This is a genomic window from Enterobacter cloacae complex sp. 370H10 (assembly GCF_050031535.1).
GTDB classification, from domain to species: domain Bacteria; phylum Pseudomonadota; class Gammaproteobacteria; order Enterobacterales; family Enterobacteriaceae; genus Enterobacter; species Enterobacter intestinihominis.
The window spans coordinates 1918632-1939939 of sequence record NZ_JBLGWG010000001.1 but is presented as its reverse complement, the minus strand read 5'-3'; the positions used below and the strand labels follow the sequence as shown (position 1 = coordinate 1939939).

Genomic DNA, 21308 nt, shown 5'->3' with positions numbered 1-21308 from the left:
TGCCCTCTGCCTTGCCCATTTCCTTTTTTTTTACTCCCGCATAATGACAGTTAAATGACATTGACGCGTCCGCGAAATGACAATTTTTCGCTGAAACGATTCGCTGTTAACTCCCCTCCCCCGTATAAAGTCACTGTTTAAATACTTTATTTGTTACCGGTATCACGAAAAGAAATTTACGTAACCCCGATGCCAGATCTCGCAATTGTTAACCTTTTCATGATGGTTAACCTTGTTTACGGAGCACCTCATAAATAAACCTTACACTGGCAAGGTGAATACAATGACCGAGATAATTACCCGTAAAGAAAAAATCAGTTATGGGTTAGGCGATATGGCGAGCCATATTGGGCTGGATAACGTCATTATTTTTCTGACGTTTTACTATACGGACGTGGTGGGGTTACCTGCCGCATTCGTGGGCACTATGTTTCTTCTGGCGAGAACCGCCGATGCCATAATTGATCCGGCGATGGGCTATATCGCAGACAGGACGCGTACCCGCTGGGGAAAATTCCGCCCCTGGATGCTGTGGCTGGCGCTGCCCTTTGGCGCAAGCTGTCTGCTGACCTACGCCGTGCCGGCGTCGCTCGACCTGCACGGTAAAATGATTTTCGCCACCGTCAGCTATACCCTGATGATGCTGATGTATACCGCAATCAATATTCCCTATTGCTCCATGGGCGCGGTAATTACGCCCGACAACGATGCGCGAATTTCCCTTCAGTCTTATCGCTTTTTCCTTGCCACGCTGGGTGGCGCGTTGTCGACATTCTTTATGATGCCGCTGGCAGAGTTTTTAGGCGGCGACGATAAATTACTGGGCTACCGCTGGGCGATGGCCATTATGGCGACCGTCGCGGTCATCATGTTCTGGATCTGCTTCGCGAATACGCGTGAACGTATTAAGGCTCCCGCCACCCACAATAATTATCTTGCGGAACTGCGGGATTTATTACGAAACGACCAATGGCGCGTTGTCGCCGTCCTGGTATTAACCAATATTGGTTTTGGCGTTATTCGCCTTGGCGCAATGATGTATTTCGTCACTTATTATCTCGGTAGCGCAAGCTATTTTATGTGGATGCTCGGGGCGCATATTCTCGGGAAAGCCGCAGGCAGCGCGCTGGCCAAACGTCTGACGCAGAACGTCAGCAAAGTGCAGATGTTTGGATATTGTTCCGTACTGGCGGGGGTACTCAGCATCGCCCTCTTCTTTGCGCCTAAGTCGGTGCTTATTCTGGTGCCCATGACGTTTATCGTCTCCACCCTTTACCAGGCCACCACCACGCTAATGTGGGTGATGATGGCGGATGTCGCCGATTACGGCGAATGGAAACAGGGCAAACGCATGGACGGCGTGATCTTCTCCACCTTCCTCGCCGTACTCAAGCTGGGGATGGCGATCAGCGGCGCGATTGTTGGCTGGACGCTGGGCTTAAGCGGCTATGTTGCCAATGCCCCGGAACAAACTACCACGGCCATGTACTGCATCATCGCCCTCTTCACCGTCGTACCTGGCATCTTGTCGCTCTGCGCGTTTGCCACGCTGCGCTGGTACAAGCTCGACGACAGCACAATGCAATCCATCCATCTCGCCAAACACCCTGTTTAGAAGGACGCATTATCCATGAGTGAGCTGATTCAACATTCCAACTGTATCGAATGGCGTTTTGAACGCCAGATCCTGCGCATCGAACCCTGGGGAGAAAACAGTCTTCGCGTCAGGGCCACCTGCTCCCCGGCATTTGATGACGCCTTACAGGCACTGTTACCCGCCGCCCCTAGCAAGGCCGAGATTGTCGCCGAAGCGGAAAGCCTGACGCTGCGCAACGGCAATATTACCGCGACCCTGAACCTTAAAGGTCAGTTGGCCTTCTACAATCAGCGCGGCGAACTGCTGCTGGAGGAGATGTGGCGCCAGCGTTCAACGGTGGGTATCGGTGCCAGCGAGAAGAGTCAGGATAAATATGTCAGCGCCCTGAAGCTGGATGGCCGCGAATTTAAACCGCTGATGGGCGGCAAATATCAGCTCACCGTCCGGTTTGAATCGCGTCCGGATGAACGCATCTATGGCATGGGTCAGTATCAACAGCCGTGGCTGGATCTGAAAGGCTGCACGCTGGAGCTGGCTCAGCGCAACTCCCAGGCCAGCGTGCCCTTTATGCAGTCCAGCCTTGGCTATGGCCTGCTGTGGAACAACCCGGCGATTGGTGAAGCCAGCTTTGCAAAAAATCAGACGGAATGGCGCGCCCGCGTCACAGGAGAGATGGACTACTGGATCACCGCCGCTGACACGGTGGCGGATATCACCCGCCAGTATGTGAAAGCCACCGGTACTCCGCCCCCCGCCCCGGCGTTTATCAGCGGGCTGTGGCAGTGCAAATTGCGATACCGCACCCAGCAGGAGGTGCTGGAGGTTGCGCGGGAGTATCGCCGCCGTAATCTGCCGCTGTCGGTGATGGTCATCGACTTTTTCCACTGGCCGAATCAGGGCACCTGGTGCTTCGACCCCGTAGACTGGCCCGATCCTGAAGGCATGGTCGACGAGCTGCGCGAAATGGGTATTGCGCTGATGGTGTCGGTGTGGCCAACGGTAGAGGCGCGCAGCCCCCTCTACCCGCTGATGAAAGCCAAAGGCTGGCTGGTCAGCAGTGAGCGTGGCGTGCAGGTCAACCTCGATTTTATGGGCAATACCACCTTCTTTGATGCGACCCATCCTGAGGCGCGGAAATTCGTCTGGGATACGGTGAAGAAAAATTACTACGACATGGGCATTAAGCTGTTCTGGCTGGACGAAGCGGAGCCGGAATATCGCGCCTATGATTTTGACAACTATCGCTACCACGCCGGTCCGGTACTGGAAGTGGGCAATCGCTACCCGCGTGACTTTGCGCAGGGCTTTTACGATGGGCTCCAGGCAAACGGCGAAACCGACATTGTTAACCTGGTACGCTGCGCCTGGGCAGGCAGCCAGCGATTCGGCGTGCTGGCGTGGTCGGGTGATGTCCACTCATCGTTCCATGCTTTTCGCAATCAACTCGCCGCAGGACTGAATATGGGGCTGGCGGGGATCCCATGGTGGACGACCGATATCGGCGGCTTCCAGGGAGGGAACGTTAACGACCCGGCGTTCCATGAATTGCTGATCCGTTGGTTCCAGTGGGCGGTGTTTACACCGGTTCTGCGCATGCACGGCTATCGCGAACCGCAGATCCAGCCCCCGGAGCGCTACCGTGACGGCATTCCTCAGTGTAACAGCGGTTCGCCTAATGAGCTGTGGAGTTACGGAGAAGAGAATTACGCCATCATGCAGCACTGGCTTACCGTGCGCGAAACCCTGCGCCCGTATATTGACGCGTTGTACCGGCAGGCTCATCTGCACGGAGACCCGCTTATGCGTCCGCTGTTCTGGCACTATCCGAAGGATAAGCAGAGCTGGGCGTGTGAAGATCAGTATCTGTTTGGTGAAGATCTTCTGGTGGCCCGGTTATGCAGGCCGGTCAGCGTGAGCGCGATGTCTGGCTGCCGACGGGCAATAGCTGGATCGCCCTCAACGGTAAGCGCTACGCCGGTGGGGAGCATATCCGGGTGCCTGCGGCGCTGGAAACCATCCCGGTGTTTATCCGCGAAGGGAGTCCGCTTATCCAGCAACTGGTGGACTGACGTCAGGCAAGTGCCCAAAAATAGACAATTTTTTCAGTAAAGCCTGCCTGCCGTCGCGTTTGCGCGTAAAGTAAGCAGGCTTACTATTTTTGGCAAGGATCCCGTCATGTTCGACCCTACACTACTCATACTTCTGGCCCTGGCTGCTCTGGGTTTTGTCAGCCACAATACCACCGTCGCGATTTCCATTCTGGTCCTGATCATCGTTCGCGTCACACCGTTGAACACCTTCTTCCCGTGGATAGAAAAACAGGGGCTTACCATCGGGATCATTATTTTGACCATCGGTGTGATGGCCCCGATTGCCAGCGGAACGCTACCGACCTCAACGCTGCTGCACTCCTTTGTGAACTGGAAATCGCTGGTGGCGATTGCAGTGGGCGTTTTTGTCTCATGGCTTGGCGGGCGCGGCGTGACGCTGATGAGCAGCCAGCCTTCTCTGGTGGCCGGGCTGCTGGTGGGCACCGTGTTAGGCGTGGCGCTGTTTCGTGGCGTGCCGGTTGGCCCGCTGATTGCTGCCGGACTGGTTTCGCTGTTTATCGGGAAGTCGTAGTCAGGCTGGCGATATAGCGGGCGGGCGTCTGTCCCAGTCCTTTCTTGAACATGGTGATAAAGGCGGTGGTGGAGTCATACCCCAGCGCCTGCGCCGCCTGCTGGACCGACTTTCCGCCGATCAAAAACTGCAATGCGACAATCAGCTGGAGCTGGTGTCGCCAGCGGCGAAAGCTTAAGCCGGTCTCTTTCACCACCAGTCGCGCCAGATTGCGCTCGCTCATGGCAAAGTGGCTGGCCCACTGCGCCAGCGTCTGCCATGCGGCAGGTTCGTTTGCCATGGTCTCACTCATCAGACGAATTTTCGGATGCGGTGATACCGGCAGCTGGAGATGCTCCTGCGGTTGCAGGGGCAGTTCATCAAACAGGACGTCAACCAGCCTTCCGGTAGCGGGAAGAGGCAGTTCCTCCTGTGACCTGTCCGCGAGCGCCAGCACCAGCTCCCGCACCAGGGGTGATATTTTCAACGTACAGGTACGGGTCGGCAATTCGAGCGCACCGGGTTCAATAAACAGCAGGCAGAGCTGCGCGCCGGGCGTCGCCTTGTTGCTGTGCGGCGTTTGACCCGGGATCCACACCGCATACTGGGGCGGTACCATCAGCATCGCGTTCTCTACTTCACAGGTGATCGCTCCTCCCAGCGCCATAATCAGCTGCCCTTTGCGGTGCAGATGCAGCGGAATGTACTGTTCTTGTGCCACCACGCGGATGCGAAAGGCCACCGCCGCGTCGTGCTGGCTATCGGGATCGTAGCCGTCGAGTCCCAGTCCATACATAAAGTTGTCCGATATTAGCGATAAACTGTCATTTTAGCCTGATTTCAACCACGACTTAAATCGGTATGGTATGCGCTCGCCTGAACGTAAGAGACAATAATGACTACTGCTATTCAACCTTCCGGGAAACAGGGCGCGCTGCTGGTTGCAGGCATCCTGATGATCGCCACGACGCTGCGCGTCACCTTTACCGGGGTCGCCCCCCTGCTCGACACCATCCGACAGGACTATGGCTTAAGCACGGCGCAAACCGGCCTGCTCACAACGCTGCCTCTGCTGGCCTTCGCCTTTATCTCTCCCCTTGCCGCAGGCGTCGCCCGGCGCCTGGGCATGGAGCGCAGCCTTTTTATCGCTCTGCTGCTGATTTGCATCGGGATTGGCGTACGTTCGCTGCCGTCGGCCTCGCTGCTGTTTATCGGTACGGCGATCGTGGGCTGTGGGATTGCGCTGGGCAATGTCCTGTTACCCGGATTAATCAAACGTGATTTTCCGGGCCAGGTCGCAAAACTGACGGGGGCTTATTCGCTGACGATGGGGGCCGCCGCTGCCGCAGGGTCGGCGCTGATCGTCCCGCTGTCGCTGGGGAATGCTGGCTGGCACGGGGCGCTGTTGATGCTGATGTTCTTCCCGCTGGTGGCGCTGCTGCTGTGGTTACCGCAATGGCGCCAGAGGCCGGCCGCCACCCTGACCGGCGCGGGCGCGTTGCACAATCGGGCAATCTGGCGCTCCGCACTCGCCTGGCAGGTGACGCTTTTTCTGGGCATTAACTCGCTGATTTACTACGTCATTATCGGCTGGTTACCCGCGATTTTACTTAGCCACGGCTACAGCGAAACGCAGGCTGGCTCCATGCACGGACTTCTCCAGCTGGCAACCGCTGTTCCCGGTCTCGCCATTCCGCTGATCCTGCACCGTCTTAACGATCAGCGTGGCATAGCCGGGCTTGTCGCTCTGATGTGCGCCGTCAGTGCGGCCGGGTTCTGGTTCGCGCCGGGGCTGGCCGTCGTCTGGACGTTGGTGTTTGGCTTTGGATCCGGCGCCACCATGATCCTCGGCCTGACGTTTATCGGACTGCGCGCCAGCTCGGCCCATCAGGCCGCCGCGCTCTCCGGCATGGCACAGTCGATTGGCTATCTGCTGGCGGCCTGTGGCCCACCGCTGATGGGGAAAATTCACGATACCGCCGGAGACTGGCGCATTCCGCTGCTGGCCTGCGCGCTGGCTGCGGTAGTGATGGCCCTGTGCGGCATGCTGGCCGGGCGTGACCGGGAGATCACACCCCGCTGACATTCAAGGCAGACCTGACGGTCTGCTTTTTTTATCCCTGCGCCGCCCGCAGCATGGCCTGTACCAGCACCACCGGGCGCCCTTGAAGCGCAGCCCGCTCATGCTGGAACAGGGTGATGACAAAGAAAGGATGGGTCAGCAGCTCTGCCGCGCGGATCTCGCCCTGCTCGTCCCAGCCCGTTACGCGCATGTCGCCCCGCTCAAGCTGGCTGGCAAACTCAGACGAGACGCCGTAATTGCAGTGATAACTTTCCTGAATTTCCGGCTTGCCGTACGCTTTGGCAATCAGCGTGTTGTTCCGCAGCTCAATCGCGTCGGTTTTTTCCACCAGCGAGCAGGCCAGCGGCGCAATCACCATCCTCCCCTCGGTATCGGTTTCGGCATGGCCTGCATCGTGCCAGCCCAGCACATTACGGGCATACTCAATCAGCGCATGCTGGAACCCGCCGCAGGTGCCGAGAAAAGGGATGCTGTTTTCACGCGCGTAACGCGCCGCAATAAACGCCGCCTCGGTGTTTTTATACGGGCTTGCCGGTACCAGCCAGATGGCATCGTACCCGACCAGGTCTTCGGGGTTGGTCAGCTCAGGCGTGGCGAGCCAGTCATAATCAGCGGTGAGATCCAGAACCGCAGCGGCGTCGTCAATCGCCAGCGGGATCGCCTGGTGCGCAATAACATCGGGATTGTAATCACCAACCAGCGCAATGCGCAGCGTCGTTTTAACCGGGGAGAGTTCCATGAGAGATTCCTTATGCCGGAGGATTTTCAGATAACATAAGGAACCTCAGACTACCGATCTTTTGCAATTATCACAATACCTTAAATTGGGTGGTTAAACGCCGGGTGCTATAGTGTTCTTGCCGAACGTCGCACGGTAGGAGGAAAACGGATGATTCAATGTAAGCGCGTCTATGAACAGGCAACATCAGACGATGGTTACCGGGTGCTGGTAGACAGACTCTGGCCGCGAGGGATAAAAAAGACCGACCTCGCCTGTGATGAGTGGTGTAAAGCGCTAACGCCGTCCAGCGAACTGCGGAAAGCCTTTCACAGTGAAACGATCGATTTCACCGCGTTCAGTGAAGCCTATCGTAAAGAGCTGGCGCAGCAGCAGGATGAAGGCAAACGCCTGGCGGCCCTCGCCCGACAGCAGACCGTGACGCTTCTCTATGGGGCGAAAAATACGGAGCAGAATCACGCGCGTGTACTGGCGGACTGGCTGCGTGAACTGTGATTAACCGATTGCCAGCTCATCCACGTTGTGTGGCATCTCGTCGGGAGTAAGCGGCATCAAATGTTCCGGGCGAACAAACGCAAAACCGTGCTGATTATCAAAGGCGTAAACATCACCGGTGACCAGCCACAGCGCACGCGCTGATGTATCAGGTAAATGCGTCATGACGCCGTTAACCGGGTTCACAAAACGCTGACCCGGCTGACAAAGGCCAAACAGCTCCACGGATTTACCGATATTTCGACGGCCCGCCGTCGTACGCGCACCCACAATTATCGCCATGCTGCCCGGTTTTAACTGAAACATACTTCTTCTCGCAAACGTACCGCCAGAAACTGGCTAAGAATAATCCTAAAGAGAAGTGTATCGCAGTTTTATTGCCGTTGTCATCTGGTCGGTTGCGGATGATCGCGGCGGTAGAGATCCCATTCATCAATCACTTCCCCGCCTGGCAATTTGCACTTGGTACGTACACCCTGCGGGCTTTGAACAGGGATTTGCTCTCCCCCTTTCTCCAGACAGTACACTGACGCCGGATTTGCCATACCAATAGCGTGCGGCGGTTGAGGCGCATCAGGAGGGGTGGTCTTTGTTGAGCATGCGGCCAGCGGTAAAACCAGCGCCAGGAGAAGATATTTCATTATCATGATCCTTCAGGGTGTTGAAAACGTCAGAGTAACGGGTCATCGCCGTTTTCTCCATGATTTCTCCATTAAACCTGCACGATTCATCCCTATAGTGGTGTCTGTTCTCACTCTGACCAGAGAACATCATTCCGTAATCAAGATGTTTTGCCCCGATCTCAACATCGGGGCTTTTTTTTAGCCTCTCCTTCATCCGCTTTCAGAAGAATCTATAAAATTAATCCAGTTCATGTTTTACTATGACCGGAGTCTATATTTTCAGCATAACATGCAGATACAGAGGTCTTCTGCATGGGAGTCAACCTGCGTCATGTCAGATATCATTCTTGCCCGTGTTTCAGAAACCCTCTCCACCGAGCAATCTCTCGACAGTCTGGTGCGTCAGCTACTGGAAATGCTGGAAATTGTGACGGATATGGAATCAACCTACCTGACCAAAATCGATATCAACGCGCGTTTGCAGCACATTTTATATGCCCGTAACAGCAAGCAAATGCAGATCCCGGAAGGGTTCAGCGTGCCCTGGGACGAAACGCTCTGTAAGCGCGCCATGGATAGCGACACCTTGTTCAGTAACGAGGTGCCCGACCGCTGGCCGGAGTGTGAAGCGGCAAAAGCACTGGGTATTACAACCTATATGAGCGTGCCGGTTCACCTGGCTGACGGTTCTCTGTACGGCACGCTTTGCGCTGCCAGCACCGCACAGAAACAGTTCAGCGAGCGTGGCGAGCAGGTGATCAGGCTCTTTGCCGGGTTAATTGGTCAGTACATTCAGAAAGAGTCGCTTGTGCTTCAGCTTCGTGGAGCAAATGCGGCGCTCATTGCCCACTCTTACACCGACGCCCTTACCGGCCTGCCGAATCGTCGCGCCATTTTTGAAAACCTTACCACCCTGTTCTCACTGGCGCGCCATCTTAACCGCAACGTCATGATTGCCTTTATTGACCTCGATGATTTCAAGCGAATCAATGATCAGTACGGTCATGAAGCGGGCGATCGGTTCCTCGTTCAGGTCGGCAATCGACTGACTCACCAGCAAACGCAGGACGAAATTATCGGCCGGCTCGGCGGCGATGAATTTCTGGTTGCCAGCCTGAGTCACAGCGATGATGGCGACGCCAGCACAGAGGTCAACGCTATCAAAACCCGCCTCAACGGCCGTATCGCGGGTGAATATGGGTTAGGTAATGTCACTATTCTCTATCCCGGTGCAAGCTATGGCGTCGTTATTGTTGATCCTCACTGCACAGATGAAGATAGTGCCCTGCGCACCGCAGACCTCGCGATGTATCAGGATAAAAAAGGAAAAAACAAAACAGGCTTTGTCGCGTTAGATTAAAACCGTACACTCTACGGCCTTATACAAACTCAAACAGGTGATGGCATGAGAATAGGGATCCTCTTTCCGGTGGTTATTTTTATCACGGCAGTCGTGTTTTTAGGCTGGTTTTTCCTTGGCGGTTACGCCGCGCCGGGGGCATAAATGAGAAAAACGACCCTCATCATGCTGATTGTCGCCATCGTGGCCGTCGCCGGTACGCAGTTAGGCTGGTGGTAACGCCCAAAGTAAAAAGGCCGCCCTCAGGCAGCCTTTTTTAACACAGGTCAGATTTAGCTTTTGATTTTTCTGTAGATAAACAGAACAACCAGCGCGCCAATCACCGCGACGACAAAGCTGCCGAAGTTGAAGCCATCAACTCTGCCAAAGCCGAACAGGGTACTGATCCAGCCACCGACGACTGCACCCACAATCCCCAGAACGATCGTGACGATGAAACCGCCGCCATCTTTGCCCGGCATAATCCACTTCGCCAGGATCCCCGCAATCAGCCCAAAGATAATCCAGGATAAAATTCCCATAGCTTTCCTCTCTGTATGGTTTTTGTCATTAAATCAACGACACAGAAAAGGATAGCACAGGATCTGAGAAAGGAAATTTGTGATAAGAATCACACGGTTCGTTTGAGTAAAATCTGAGCAATAAAAATTGCCGTTCCACACTCATCGTGGGGTTGCATCTTTTACTGAGAAAGATTATCTTTCTCATTACTGAATAGTTGAGCAAATCACTCAGGTATTCAGTACGACATTGCTCACATTGCTTCCAGTATTTCTTGCCCACTTTTTAGTGGGCTTTTTTTTGCCTTACCCCACCAAAATCTGGCGTTTTTTCCCATGAGGTGAACCGCTATTCTCTGTGGCTACTGAACAGCAAAGTGAATCTGATAACATGAACGTATCGAGCAAGTTCGTCATCTGCCTTAATCTTGTTTCTGCCAGTACGCTACTGTTACTGCTCTCAACACGGTTTGAGTGGTTCTGAGATGTAATGAGTCGGCATGGTGGCTTTACTTTCAATTACGTGCGGGCTCAACGCGCATACTTGTAGCTTTAATGACCTGTGTTAAGATCCCTGCACCTCAGGACGTGGCGGGACAGCAGGAAAATGAACAAGGCCATTGCCGTTGCTATCATCTCAACCTTTATGGTCGTCCTGTCGCTGTATGCGGTTAACGCCATTATCGTTGAGCAGCAAAAGGACCGGCAGAGGGAGATCTCCCACACGCTCTTACGCTATTCCGAAGACTTGACGCAAAATATCGCCAGTACGCTTAAAAATACCTCCGCGAAGGGATGCGATAACGCCAGCCTGAACGTCTACCGTAATTTAAAGATGCAGAGTCTCTATTTCGCCGATGTGGGGTTTATTGAAAATGGGAAAATCACCTGCACCGCATTTTGGGGCAAGCTGGCAAATCCCATCGCCCTTCCCTCTGAGCTTCACAACACCCTGAACGGATTCAGTCTGGCGCAATTTTCACAGAAAGATTTTTTTGTAGGCAATGCGACAATTTATAACCATCTTATTATCTTCACATCACGTTCAGCCTACGATAAATTCTCTCCGGTCACCGCCAACTATTCACTTCGTTCTACCACGAAAGATTTCGACCGAACCTTTTTTACCGTTACGTCACCTACAGAAAACCTTAGCCGCTTGTCGTCACTGTTATTCACGCAGACCGTGACGCAGTGCAGCACGCGCTGGGATTTGTGCGTTACCGTCACCCACCACAATGCCGGACTGGCATCGCTCTCCCGCGTAGTGATGGTGCTCCTGTGCCTGTTTTTATACTTTATCTGGGTATCCCTGACGCTGTTTTCTCTTCGACTTTATGAAGATCGACTTTCTCTTGAGCGAACGCTGGTCAAGGCGGTGATAGCGAATACTATCAGCGTTCATTTTCAGCCCATAATTCGGGTTGCTGATAAGAAAATCGTCGGGGTTGAAGTGTTATCAAGATGGCAGGATAACAATCACAAAGAGGTTTCTCCTGAGCTGTTTATCCCGTTAATTAAAAAAATTGGTCTGTATAACGTTTATTATCAGAACATGATAAAGAAATCCCTGGCGGAAATTGCCGGGCTGGCGGCCGAACATCAGTTAATGATTTCACTGAACGTTGGCCGGACAGAAATTGAAGACGGCAAATTTCTGGCGGTATTACGTCATGCATGCTTAGAGAACGCTATTCCCTTATCGTTAATCAAAGTTGAGTTATCCGAGAATGGCGTTTCCACCTCGGCCATCCTTGAAGAGTTTTGTGAGGATCTTAAATCGGCAGGCGTCAAAATTTCAATAGACGATTTTGGCGTGCAAAACTCTAATCTGGCAAGGCTGTCCAATCTCAAATATGACGAAATCAAAGTGGATAAGTCGTTAGTGGATGGCATCAACGAGCATTATAAACAGGATATCCTGGTGATCTTTAGCGACGCGCTCGCTAAACTGCACAAAACCCTGGTGTTTGAGGGAGTCGAAAGCGAAACGCAATATCAGTTCATCGCGCAGAGATACCCCGATGCCCTCGTGCAAGGCTGGTACTTTTCAAAATCACTAACCCGGCACGACCTCGCCAGCCTGCTGGCTTACTCAGCGCGATGAAGCGTTATTCATTGCCCCATTGATTCAGGAAGTTCGCAATATCGTCAATGCGCGCTTCATCTATCTCCGCCTGGACAGCCATCTCCCGCTGCGCCTCTTCACTGATTTCCTCATTGTTGTATAAGCGAGTGAGCAGCAGCTGAAAATAGTGTGCCAGTGGCGTACGCTCCGCCTCTTCTGGCGGTTTTGCCGTTTCAGTCGCATACTCGTCGACGATGTCATAATACTTGAGCGGGATATCATGGGTCATAGCGTTGTTTTCCGTCTTGTGTGCATAAAAAACGGGAACCCTCAGGCTCCCGTTGTCATTTAACCCAGCGAGTGGATTACATGTTCGCGATAATCGCGTCGCCAAACTCTGAGCATTTCAGAAGTTTAGCGCCTTCCATCAGACGTTCAAAGTCATAGGTGACGGTTTTGGCGTTAATCGCGCCTTCCATACCCTTAACGATCAGGTCTGCGGCTTCGAACCATTCCATATGACGCAGCATCATCTCTGCGGACAGAATGATAGAGCCTGGGTTGACTTTGTCCTGGCCCGCATATTTCGGTGCAGTACCGTGAGTTGCTTCGAACAGGGCGCACTCGTCACCGATGTTCGCGCCCGGGGCGATACCGATACCACCGACCTGCGCTGCCAGCGCATCAGAGATGTAGTCACCGTTCAGGTTCATACAGGCGATCACGTCATATTCAGCAGGACGCAGCAGGATCTGTTGCAGGAACGCATCGGCGATGACATCTTTAATGATGATCTCTTTACCGGTGTTCGGGTTTTTAATTTTCTGCCATGGGCCGCCGTCGATCAGTTCACCGCCGAACTCTTCGGTCGCCAGCTGGTAGCCCCAGTCTTTGAACGCGCCTTCGGTGAACTTCATGATATTGCCTTTGTGAACCAGGGTCACAGAGTCACGATCGTTGGTGATAGCGTATTCGATGGCGGCACGCACCAGACGCTTGGTCCCTTCTTCGGAGCACGGCTTGATGCCGATGCCGCAATGCTCAGGGAAGCGAATTTTCTTCACGCCCATCTCTTCGCGCAGGAATTTAATCACTTTTTCTGCATCAGCAGAATCTGCTTTCCATTCGATACCGGCGTAGATGTCTTCAGAGTTTTCACGGAAGATGACCATGTCGGTCAGTTCCGGGTGCTTAACCGGGCTTGGAGTGCCCTGGTAGTAACGCACCGGACGCAGACACACATACAGATCCAGTTCCTGACGCAGCGCCACGTTCAGGGAGCGAATGCCGCCGCCAACTGGCGTGGTCAGAGGGCCTTTGATAGCAACGCGATAGTCGCGGATCAGGTCCAGCGTTTCGGCTGGCAGCCAGACGTCCTGGCCATAAACTTGAGTCGATTTTTCACCGGTGTAAATTTCCATCCAGGAAATTTTACGCTCGCCTTTGTAGGCTTTCTCAACAGCGGCATCAACCACTTTCAGCATTGCCGGGGTAACGTCTACACCGATACCGTCACCTTCGATGAACGGGATAATCGGGTTGTGAGGAACGTTAATCTTGCCGTTTTGCAGGGTGATCTTTTTACCTTCCGCCGGAACAACTACTTTGCTTTCCATTAACCTCTCCTTCGAGCGCTTCTGGTTGTTACTGATCTTATGTTAATAAATTGTAATGAGCCTTCCGATAGTACCTGATTGTCCGACGCCATGAAAGGTCTTCGTTATTAGGCTATAATGCGGCAATTGATAACGCCTGAAAATACCATGACGAAAACTTCTTTTAGAAAACACCGGGTTGAGCGATTCAGCTCACGACAAGCCACCAGAAGAACGCCAGAACCCCAGCCAACGCGGGTCATACTGTTCAATAAACCCTATGATGTATTGCCGCAGTTTACCGACGAGGCCGGGCGCAGCACGCTGAAGGATTTTATCCCCGTTCAGGGGGTCTACGCGGCCGGGCGTCTGGATCGCGACAGCGAGGGGCTGCTGGTGCTTACCAATGACGGCGTGCTCCAGGCCAGGCTTACTCAGCCGGGCAAACGTACCGGAAAAATTTACTATGTGCAGGTTGAAGGCGAGCCGGACGACGCGTCGCTGGCAAAGCTGCGCAACGGCGTAACGCTGAACGATGGTCCTACCCTGCCAGCTGGTATTGAGCGCGTGAATGAACCCGAGTGGCTGTGGCCGCGCAACCCGCCGATTCGTGAGCGCAAATCGATTCCCACCAGCTGGCTTAAAATCACCCTTTATGAAGGCCGCAACCGACAGGTCAGGCGCATGACTGCGCATGTGGGCTTCCCTACCCTGCGACTCATTCGCTACGCCATGGGCAGCTACACGCTGGACTCGCTGGCTAACGGGGAATGGCGGGATGTTACCCCTAAGGAGAACTGATGTTTAAACCCCATGTTACGGTCGCCTGCGTGGTCCACGCGCAGGGGAAATTCCTGGTGGTGGAAGAGACCATCAACGGCAAAGCGCTTTGGAATCAGCCAGCCGGGCATCTTGAAGCCAACGAAACCTTATTGCAGGCAGCGAAACGCGAGCTCTGGGAAGAGACGGGTATCCGCGCCGAACCGCAGCACTTTATCCGTATGCATCAGTGGATAGCGCCTGACCAGACACCTTTCCTGCGCTTTTTATTCGCCGTTGAGCTTAACGAAACGTGCGCCACTGAACCGCACGACGACGATATCGATCGCTGCCTGTGGGTGACCGCAGACGAGATCATGAACGCGTCAAACCTGCGCTCGCCGCTGGTTGCGGAAAGCATCCGCTGCTGGCAGTCTGCGGCGCGCCTGCCGCTGGATGTCATTGCAGAATTTAACTGGCCGTTTACAGAGGGTGTCAATGGTGGGGGGGCGTGATAGAATACGCCGCCTTGAAGTTCAATGTCGTGAGTATTCCATGTCAGATAACAGCCAGAAAAAAGTGATCGTCGGCATGTCCGGCGGTGTCGATTCCTCCGTTTCCGCCTACCTGTTGCAGCAACAGGGCTATAAGGTGGAGGGCCTGTTCATGAAGAACTGGGAGGAAGACGATGGCGAGGAATACTGCACTGCCGCTGCGGATCTCGCCGATGCGCAGGCCGTGTGCGATAAGCTCGGCATCGAACTGCACACCGTTAACTTTGCCGCAGAATACTGGGACAACGTTTTTGAACTCTTCCTCGAAGAGTACAAAGCGGGCCGCACGCCAAACCCGGATATCCTGTGTAACAAAGAGATCAAATTCAAAGCCTTCCTGGAATTCGCCGCGGAAGATCTGGGCGCAGACTACATTGCGACCGGCCACTACGTGCGTCGCGCGGATGTGAATGGTAAAAGCCAGCTGCTGCGCGGTCTGGATGGCAATAAAGATCAGAGCTACTTCCTCTACACGCTGAGCCATGAACAGATTGCCCAAAGTCTGTTCCCGGTCGGCGAGCTGGAAAAGCCGGAAGTGCGTAAGATTGCTGAAGATTTGGATCTGATCACCGCGAAGAAAAAAGACTCCACCGGTATCTGTTTTATCGGCGAGCGTAAATTCCGCGAGTTCCTGGGGCGCTACCTGCCTGCACAGCCGGGCAAAATCGTCACCGTTGACGGTGATGAGATTGGTCAGCACCAGGGGCTGATGTACCACACTCTCGGCCAGCGTAAAGGTCTGGGTATCGGCGGCACCAAAGAGGGCAGCGAAGATCCGTGGTACGTGGTCGACAAAGATGTCGAAAACAATATTTTGGTGGTGGCTCAGGGTCACGACCATCCGCGCCTGATGTCCGTTGGACTTATCGCGCAACAGCTGCACTGGGTCGATCGCGAGCCGCTGAAAGGCACGCTGCGCTGCACCGTGAAAACGCGCTACCGCCAGACGGACATCCCTTGCACCGTCACCGCACTGGATGACGATCGCATTGACGTGCGTTTCGACGAACCGGTTTCCGCCGTTACCCCTGGCCAGTCAGCTGTTTTCTACAGCGGCGAAATTTGCCTCGGCGGTGGGATCATTGAACAGCGCCTGCCGCTGCCTGCTGTTTAAACCGTTTGCACACATAAAGGAGACCGTGTGGCGAAGAACTATTACGACATCACCCTGGCGCTGGCGGGAATTTGCCAGTCAGCCCGTCTGGTGCAACAGCTGGCGCATCAGGGTCATTGCGACGCTGATGCCCTGCACGTTTCACTCAACAGCGTTATCGATCTTAACCCAGGCTCCACGCTGGGCGTCTTTGGCGGCAGTGAAACCAATCTTCGTCTCGGTCTTGAAACCCTGCTCGGCGTGCTCAACGCCAGCAACCGTCAGGGGTTGAACGCGGAACTGACCCGCTACACCTTAAGCCTGATGGTGCTGGAACGTAAGCTGAACGCGGCGAAAGGCGCAATGAATACCCTGGGCGATCGCATCGCCGGGCTACAGCGCCAGCTCGACCACTTTGACCTCCAGTCTGAGACCCTGCTGAGCGCGATGGCCGGTATCTACGTCGACGTAATTAGCCCGCTCGGCCCGCGTATTCAGGTCACCGGTTCGCCTGCCGTATTGCAAAGCCCACAGGTACAGGCGAAGGTACGCGCTTCGCTGCTGGCAGGCATCCGTGCCGCCGTGCTGTGGCAACAGGTCGGCGGTGGCCGCCTACAGCTCATGTTTTCTCGTCATCGCCTGACGACTCAGGCAAAACAAATTCTTGCTCATTGTTAACCTCCCGGAGTTGCGAATTATGGAATTATCCTCACTGACCGCCGTATCCCCTGTCGATGGACGCTACGGCGATAAAGTCAGCGCGCTGCGCGGGATCTTCAGCGAATATGGCCTGCTGAAGTTCCGTGTTCAGGTTGAAGTGCGCTGGCTGCAAAAGCTGGCCGCCCAGACAGCAATCAAGGAAGTTCCTGCTTTTGACGCAAAGGCAAACGATTACCTTGATAAAATCGTTGCTGAGTTCAGCGAAGAAGATGCCGCGCGTATTAAAACCATCGAACGCACCACCAACCACGACGTGAAAGCGGTTGAATACTTCCTGAAAGAGAAAGTGGCAAGCGTCCCTGCCCTGCACGCGGTATCTGAATTTATTCACTTCGCCTGTACCTCTGAAGATATTAACAACCTGTCTCACGCGCTGATGCTCTCTACCGCACGCAAAGAGGTGGTACTCCCTTACTGGCGTAAAATCATCGATGCGGTGAAAGCGCTGTCCGTGGAGTACCGCGATATTCCGCTGTTGTCCCGTACTCATGGCCAGCCAGCAACCCCATCCACCATGGGTAAAGAGATGGCGAACGTGGCGTACCGCATGGAACGCCAGTATCGTCAGCTGGAGCAGGTTGAGATCCTCGGCAAAATCAACGGCGCGGTGGGTAACTACAACGCCCACATCGCGGCGTACCCGGAAGTGGACTGGCACCAGTTCAGTGAAGAGTTCGTGACGTCTCTGGGGATCCAGTGGAACCCGTACACCACCCAGATTGAGCCGCACGACTACATCGCCGAGCTGTTTGACTGCATTGCGCGCTTCAACACCATCCTGATCGACTTCGATCGTGATGTCTGGGGCTACATCGCCCTGAACCACTTCAAGCAGAAGACCATCGCCGGGGAAATCGGTTCGTCCACCATGCCGCACAAAGTGAACCCAATCGACTTCGAAAACTCCGAAGGTAACCTGGGCCTGGCGAATGCGGTGTTGCAGCATATGGCGAGTAAGCTGCCGGTCTCCCGCTGGCAGCGCGACCTGACTGACTCCACGGTGCTGCGTAACCTGGGCGTGGGTATTGGCTACGCGCTGATCGCCTACCAGTCCACCCTGAAGGGTGTGAGCAAGCTGGAGGTGAACCGCGACCGTCTGCTGGACGAGCTGGATCACAACTGGGAAGTGCTGGCGGAGCCGATTCAGACCGTGATGCGTCGTTATGGCATCGAAAAACCGTACGAGAAACTCAAAGAGCTGACCCGCGGTAAACGCGTTGATGCTGAGGGTATGAAACAGTTTATCGATGGTCTGGCGCTGCCCGAAGAAGAAAAAGCGCGCCTGAAAGAGATGACCCCGGCAAACTATATTGGCCGCGCCATTACTATGGTTGACGAGCTGAAGTAATCACCCTCCCCCTTTCCACCCGGAAAGGGGCTACTTTTCATCATCGTGTCGACGTTCACACCCCGTTACAGGCTCTTCCGGGATTACAACCTGTTGTCAGGCTGGTTGTTATTTTTCGCCGTGGAATAACTTTCCGGAATATATCGTTTTAAGCCGAACGGGCACAGCCTGAACTGGCACGGGGTCTCAACCGTGCATGGCCGATCCATCTCCTGCCGGTTACCTGGACACGCGTTTTTCTGTTTGAACCCCATCCAGCCTATTGATGTATAGGGCATTGCCTGCGCTATCCATACCCTACGCCGCCGATCGTTAATCAGGATACCCTGGTTTGAGGTGGTGATGATTTCACCGGCACGAACGTAATAATCCCCTTTTAGCCAAAGGATATAATTCAGGCCATATTGTGTTTCAACTTTGCAAAAGATGGTTCCACTTTCCGGGCTCGCAATAGTCTCAACAACCTTCCATTCCATAGAATCCTCTTTACTCGCTATATTGCTGTTTTGTTGTGTAAAAATGCTGATTTACTGGCACATCTTATGCAAATCTAATTTCGCACCATAAAATAAGCGTAGACAAAGACAGATATAGTGAGAACATCCTTACAAAAAAAAGGGCAATCTTTACAAAACTGGCGTGCCCGTTCTGTCAAAAAAGCGACTCGCCTTCAACCGTTCATAAACGGATGGATGTTTTATCCGGATCGCGAAAGCATGCGAAAACAAGTCAGTTTATATTACCCGCGCCTTCTGGGGGCGTATAAGGCTTATGTTAGGTGGGTGGGCGATATGAAACAGGATCAGGTCAACATACTTAATAATCAGATGCCTGGGGTATTACCACCTGTCTTCGGAAGCATGAAAAAAATCATTTAATTTCATAACGCTGGTGTCAACCTGGATAATCAGCGTTAAACTATTCATACCATTTATAAAGGGAGAAATGATGATGCGCGTACTGGTTGTTGAGGATAACGCATTGCTACGTCATCACCTGAAAGTTCAACTTCAGGAGATGGGTCATCAGGTGGACGATGCTGAAGACGCAAAAGAGGCCGATTATTATCTCAATGAACACCTGCCGGACATCGCCATTGTCGATTTAGGGCTGCCGGATGAAGACGGATTATCTCTTATCCGCCGCTGGCGTAGCCATGACGTTTCCCTGCCGGTACTGGTGCTGACTGCTCGCGAAGGCTGGCAGGACAAGGTTGAAGTGTTGAGCGCAGGCGCAGATGACTACGTGACCAAACCCTTCCATATTGAAGAAGTCGCCGCGCGTATGCAGGCGCTGCTGCGCCGCAACAGCGGGCTGGCGTCACAGGTGATCTCTCTGCCGCCGTTCCAGGTGGATCTCTCCCGCCGCGAATTTTCAATAAATGATGAAGTAATCAAGCTGACCGCATTCGAATACACCATCATGGAAACGCTGATCCGTAACAACGGTAAAGTGGTGAGCAAAGATTCCCTGATGCTTCAGCTTTATCCGGATGCCGAACTGCGCGAAAGCCACACCATTGACGTGCTGATGGGCCGCCTGCGCAAAAAAATTCAGGCACAGTACCCGCACGACGTGATTACCACCGTGCGTGGTCAGGGCTACCTGTTCGAATTACGCTAAATGAAAGGGATTTTGCGCCACATTTTACCCCTTTCACTGCGGGTTCGCTTTCTGCTGGCAACCGCCGCCGTCGTGCTCGTGCTGTCCCTCTCTTACGGAATGGTGGCGTTGGTCGGGTACAGCGTAAGCTTCGATAAAACCACCTTCCGCCTGCTTCGCGGCGAAAGTAATCTGTTCTATACCCTGGCGAAATGGGAGAACAACCAAATCACCGTCGAGATGCCGGAAAACCTGAACCAGCAGAGCCCAACGCTGGCACTCATTTACGATGAAAAAGGAAAATTGCTGTGGGCGCAGCGCGACGTTCCCTGGCTGAAAAAGCGCATCCGTCCGGAATGGCTTAAAACCAATGGTTTTCACGAAATAGAAGCCGACCTCAACTCTACCAGCATCCTGCTGCGTGACGATCGGGCGTTACAGAACAAGCTCAATGAGATCCGCGCTGAAGATGACGACACGGAGATGACCCACTCGGTGGCCATCAACCTGTATCCCGCCACTCTGAACATGCCGCAGCTGACCATTGTAGTGATCGATACCATACCGGTTGAGCTAAAACGTTCGTATATGGTCTGGAACTGGTTCGTGTACGTTCTGGCTGCCAACCTGCTGCTGGTGATCCCTCTCCTGTGGGTTGCTGCGTGGTGGAGCCTCCGCCCGATTGAATCCCTTGCCAAAGAGGTGCGCGAGCTGGAGGAACATCACCGCGAGAAGCTTAACCCTGAAACTACGCGCGAACTGACCAGCCTGGTGCGCAACCTCAACCGCCTGCTGAAAAGCGAACGTGAACGTTACGACAAGTATCGCACGACGCTCACCGATCTTACGCACAGCCTGAAAACCCCGCTGGCAGTGATGCAAAGTACACTGCGTTCAATGCGCAGTTCGAAAATGAGCGTGGATGACGCCGAGCCGGTAATGCTGGAGCAAATCAGCCGTATTTCACAGCAGATTGGTTATTACCTGCACCGCGCGAGCATGCGTTCCGGAAGCGCCTTATTGAGCCGTGAACTGCACCCGGTAGCCCCGCTGCTGGATAACCTCACCTCTGCGCTGAACAAGGTTTACCAGCGTAAAGGGGTAAACATCAGTCTGGATATCTCACCGGAAATAAGCTTTGTTGGCGAGAAGAATGACTTTATGGAAGTGATGGGAAATCTGCTCGATAACGCCTGCAAATATTGTCTGGAGTTTGTCGAGGTGTCCGCGCGCGTAACGGATAACGAACTGCATATTATCGTTGAGGATGATGGTCCTGGCATTCCCCATAATAAACGCGAAGTGGTATTCGATCGCGGTCAGCGCGCCGATACGCTGCGCCCGGGCCAGGGTGTCGGATTATCCGTCGCCCGGGAAATTGTCGATCAGTACGAGGGCAAGATTGAAACCGGCGAAAGTCTGCTGGGCGGTGCCCGTATGGAAGTCATTTTTGGCCGCCAACAGCCCGTATTGAACGATAGTTAACCCGAAATGTGAAAAATACGCGGATCTCGCAGCCAGGGGTCGGTGCTTCCGTTATAATCCGTCTCAGTAAGAGCCTGCGGAATACA

General features: G+C 53.9%; 24 protein-coding genes and 1 pseudogene. 17 read left to right on the top strand and 8 right to left on the bottom strand.

The genetic code is table 11. The features are described from left to right. Positions 1 to 283 precede the first annotated feature (283 nt). The 3 genes and pseudogenes from ACQG2Q_RS09510 (at position 284) to ACQG2Q_RS09500 (ending at position 4219) form a co-directional block, all read left to right on the top strand. Complete coding sequence (locus ACQG2Q_RS09510; protein ID WP_023305891.1) at positions 284 to 1615, top strand: glycoside-pentoside-hexuronide (GPH):cation symporter; 1332 nt, start codon at positions 284 to 286, stop codon at positions 1613 to 1615. A 15-nt stretch (positions 1616 to 1630) separates the two neighbouring features. Beyond that, a pseudogene (locus ACQG2Q_RS09505) lies at positions 1631 to 3666 on the top strand (glycoside hydrolase family 31 protein). A 106-nt stretch (positions 3667 to 3772) separates the two neighbouring features. Continuing rightward, a complete protein-coding gene (locus tag ACQG2Q_RS09500; protein WP_096216800.1) occupies positions 3773 to 4219 on the top strand; it encodes a DUF441 domain-containing protein in 447 nt (148 codons plus the stop codon). Here ACQG2Q_RS09500 and ACQG2Q_RS09495 read toward each other — a convergent pair. After that, positions 4203 to 4994 carry an AraC family transcriptional regulator gene (locus ACQG2Q_RS09495; RefSeq protein ID WP_045307957.1) on the bottom strand — a complete coding sequence of 264 codons (792 nt, stop codon included), beginning with the start codon at positions 4992 to 4994 and terminating at the stop codon, positions 4203 to 4205. The genes ACQG2Q_RS09500 and ACQG2Q_RS09495 overlap by 17 nt on opposite strands. Before the next feature lie 99 nt (positions 4995 to 5093). On the opposite strand from ACQG2Q_RS09495, the gene ACQG2Q_RS09490 reads away from it, so the two are divergent. Next, on the top strand, positions 5094 to 6281 hold the full coding sequence (locus ACQG2Q_RS09490; protein ID WP_023299822.1) for a CynX/NimT family MFS transporter: 1188 nt from the start codon (positions 5094 to 5096) through the stop codon (positions 6279 to 6281). A gap of 31 nt (positions 6282 to 6312) precedes the next feature. Here the strand turns inward: ACQG2Q_RS09490 and ACQG2Q_RS09485 are convergent, their stop codons facing one another. Beyond that, positions 6313 to 7020 carry a CTP synthase C-terminal region-related (seleno)protein gene (locus ACQG2Q_RS09485; RefSeq protein ID WP_271079831.1) on the bottom strand — a complete coding sequence of 236 codons (708 nt, stop codon included), beginning with the start codon at positions 7018 to 7020 and terminating at the stop codon, positions 6313 to 6315. 150 nt (positions 7021 to 7170) lie between these two features. Here ACQG2Q_RS09485 and ACQG2Q_RS09480 point away from each other — a divergent pair, with 150 nt between their 5' ends. Next, on the top strand, positions 7171 to 7515 hold the full coding sequence (locus tag ACQG2Q_RS09480) for a DUF488 domain-containing protein (RefSeq protein WP_022647779.1): 345 nt from the start codon (positions 7171 to 7173) through the stop codon (positions 7513 to 7515). Here ACQG2Q_RS09480 and ACQG2Q_RS09475 read toward each other — a convergent pair whose 3' ends face one another. Next, positions 7516 to 7821 carry a hypothetical protein gene (locus tag ACQG2Q_RS09475; RefSeq protein ID WP_023299820.1) on the bottom strand — a complete coding sequence of 102 codons (306 nt, stop codon included), beginning with the start codon at positions 7819 to 7821 and terminating at the stop codon, positions 7516 to 7518. Between the two features lie 80 nt (positions 7822 to 7901). Continuing rightward, a complete protein-coding gene (locus ACQG2Q_RS09470; RefSeq protein ID WP_080465260.1) occupies positions 7902 to 8156 on the bottom strand; it encodes a putative hemolysin in 255 nt (84 codons plus the stop codon). Positions 8157 to 8469: 313 nt separating this feature from the next. Between ACQG2Q_RS09470 and ACQG2Q_RS09465 the strand changes: the two genes are divergently transcribed. The 3 genes from ACQG2Q_RS09465 to yoaJ are packed head-to-tail and all read left to right on the top strand — an operon-like array spanning position 8470 to position 9717. Then, positions 8470 to 9498 (top strand): sensor domain-containing diguanylate cyclase, encoded by a 1029-nt coding sequence (locus ACQG2Q_RS09465; RefSeq protein WP_096216801.1) that lies wholly within the window; start codon positions 8470 to 8472, stop codon positions 9496 to 9498. A 45-nt stretch (positions 9499 to 9543) separates the two neighbouring features. Beyond that, positions 9544 to 9642, top strand: coding sequence for a YoaK family small membrane protein (locus tag ACQG2Q_RS09460; RefSeq protein WP_015570793.1), 99 nt, complete (start codon positions 9544 to 9546; stop codon positions 9640 to 9642). After that, positions 9643 to 9717, top strand: a complete 75-nt coding sequence (yoaJ, locus tag ACQG2Q_RS09455; protein WP_071785224.1) for a protein YoaJ — start codon at positions 9643 to 9645, stop codon at positions 9715 to 9717. A 53-nt stretch (positions 9718 to 9770) separates the two neighbouring features. Here yoaJ and ACQG2Q_RS09450 read toward each other — a convergent pair whose 3' ends face one another. Then, on the bottom strand, positions 9771 to 10019 hold the full coding sequence (locus ACQG2Q_RS09450) for a GlsB/YeaQ/YmgE family stress response membrane protein (RefSeq protein WP_022647775.1): 249 nt from the start codon (positions 10017 to 10019) through the stop codon (positions 9771 to 9773). Positions 10020 to 10389: 370 nt separating this feature from the next. On the opposite strand from ACQG2Q_RS09450, the gene yncL reads away from it, so the two are divergent. Together yncL and ACQG2Q_RS09440 are read left to right on the top strand one after the other, a co-directional pair. Then, positions 10390 to 10482 (top strand): stress response membrane protein YncL, encoded by a 93-nt coding sequence (gene yncL, locus ACQG2Q_RS09445; RefSeq protein ID WP_071524166.1) that lies wholly within the window; start codon positions 10390 to 10392, stop codon positions 10480 to 10482. A 123-nt stretch (positions 10483 to 10605) separates the two neighbouring features. Further along, entirely contained in the window at positions 10606 to 12105 is a 1500-nt protein-coding gene (locus tag ACQG2Q_RS09440; RefSeq protein WP_023305887.1) for an EAL domain-containing protein, read from the top strand. A 4-nt stretch (positions 12106 to 12109) separates the two neighbouring features. On the opposite strand, the gene ACQG2Q_RS09435 is transcribed toward ACQG2Q_RS09440, so the two are convergent. After that, complete coding sequence (locus ACQG2Q_RS09435) at positions 12110 to 12355, bottom strand: DUF2543 family protein (protein ID WP_022647773.1); 246 nt, start codon at positions 12353 to 12355, stop codon at positions 12110 to 12112. A 76-nt stretch (positions 12356 to 12431) separates the two neighbouring features. Further along, positions 12432 to 13682, bottom strand: coding sequence for an NADP-dependent isocitrate dehydrogenase (gene icd / locus ACQG2Q_RS09430; RefSeq protein WP_003857898.1), 1251 nt, complete (start codon positions 13680 to 13682; stop codon positions 12432 to 12434). A gap of 117 nt (positions 13683 to 13799) precedes the next feature. On the opposite strand from icd, the gene rluE reads away from it, so the two are divergent. The 5 genes from rluE to purB are packed head-to-tail and all read left to right on the top strand — an operon-like array spanning position 13800 to position 18135. Next, positions 13800 to 14462 (top strand): 23S rRNA pseudouridine(2457) synthase RluE, encoded by a 663-nt coding sequence (gene rluE, locus ACQG2Q_RS09425; protein ID WP_022650805.1) that lies wholly within the window; start codon positions 13800 to 13802, stop codon positions 14460 to 14462. Beyond that, positions 14462 to 14935, top strand: a complete 474-nt coding sequence (locus tag ACQG2Q_RS09420; protein WP_038415864.1) for an NUDIX hydrolase — start codon at positions 14462 to 14464, stop codon at positions 14933 to 14935. The genes rluE and ACQG2Q_RS09420 overlap by 1 nt, the downstream gene beginning before the upstream one ends. Before the next feature lie 40 nt (positions 14936 to 14975). Then, positions 14976 to 16088 carry a tRNA 2-thiouridine(34) synthase MnmA gene (gene mnmA, locus ACQG2Q_RS09415; RefSeq protein WP_032103856.1) on the top strand — a complete coding sequence of 371 codons (1113 nt, stop codon included), beginning with the start codon at positions 14976 to 14978 and terminating at the stop codon, positions 16086 to 16088. A 27-nt stretch (positions 16089 to 16115) separates the two neighbouring features. Next, positions 16116 to 16745 (top strand): high frequency lysogenization protein HflD, encoded by a 630-nt coding sequence (hflD, locus tag ACQG2Q_RS09410; RefSeq protein WP_006809213.1) that lies wholly within the window; start codon positions 16116 to 16118, stop codon positions 16743 to 16745. 19 nt (positions 16746 to 16764) lie between these two features. Beyond that, complete coding sequence (purB, locus tag ACQG2Q_RS09405) at positions 16765 to 18135, top strand: adenylosuccinate lyase (RefSeq protein ID WP_023305884.1); 1371 nt, start codon at positions 16765 to 16767, stop codon at positions 18133 to 18135. An 83-nt stretch (positions 18136 to 18218) separates the two neighbouring features. On the opposite strand, the gene ACQG2Q_RS09400 is transcribed toward purB, so the two are convergent. After that, positions 18219 to 18611, bottom strand: a complete 393-nt coding sequence (locus ACQG2Q_RS09400; RefSeq protein WP_022647769.1) for a hypothetical protein — start codon at positions 18609 to 18611, stop codon at positions 18219 to 18221. 475 nt (positions 18612 to 19086) lie between these two features. Here ACQG2Q_RS09400 and phoP point away from each other — a divergent pair, with 475 nt between their 5' ends. Together phoP and phoQ are read left to right on the top strand one after the other, a co-directional pair. Continuing rightward, positions 19087 to 19758: a two-component system response regulator PhoP gene (gene phoP / locus ACQG2Q_RS09395; RefSeq protein ID WP_026094318.1), complete on the top strand. Its 672-nt coding sequence runs from the start codon at positions 19087 to 19089 to the stop codon at positions 19756 to 19758. Further along, on the top strand, positions 19759 to 21222 hold the full coding sequence (gene phoQ / locus ACQG2Q_RS09390; RefSeq protein ID WP_022647768.1) for a two-component system sensor histidine kinase PhoQ: 1464 nt from the start codon (positions 19759 to 19761) through the stop codon (positions 21220 to 21222). Positions 21223 to 21308 lie beyond the last annotated feature (86 nt).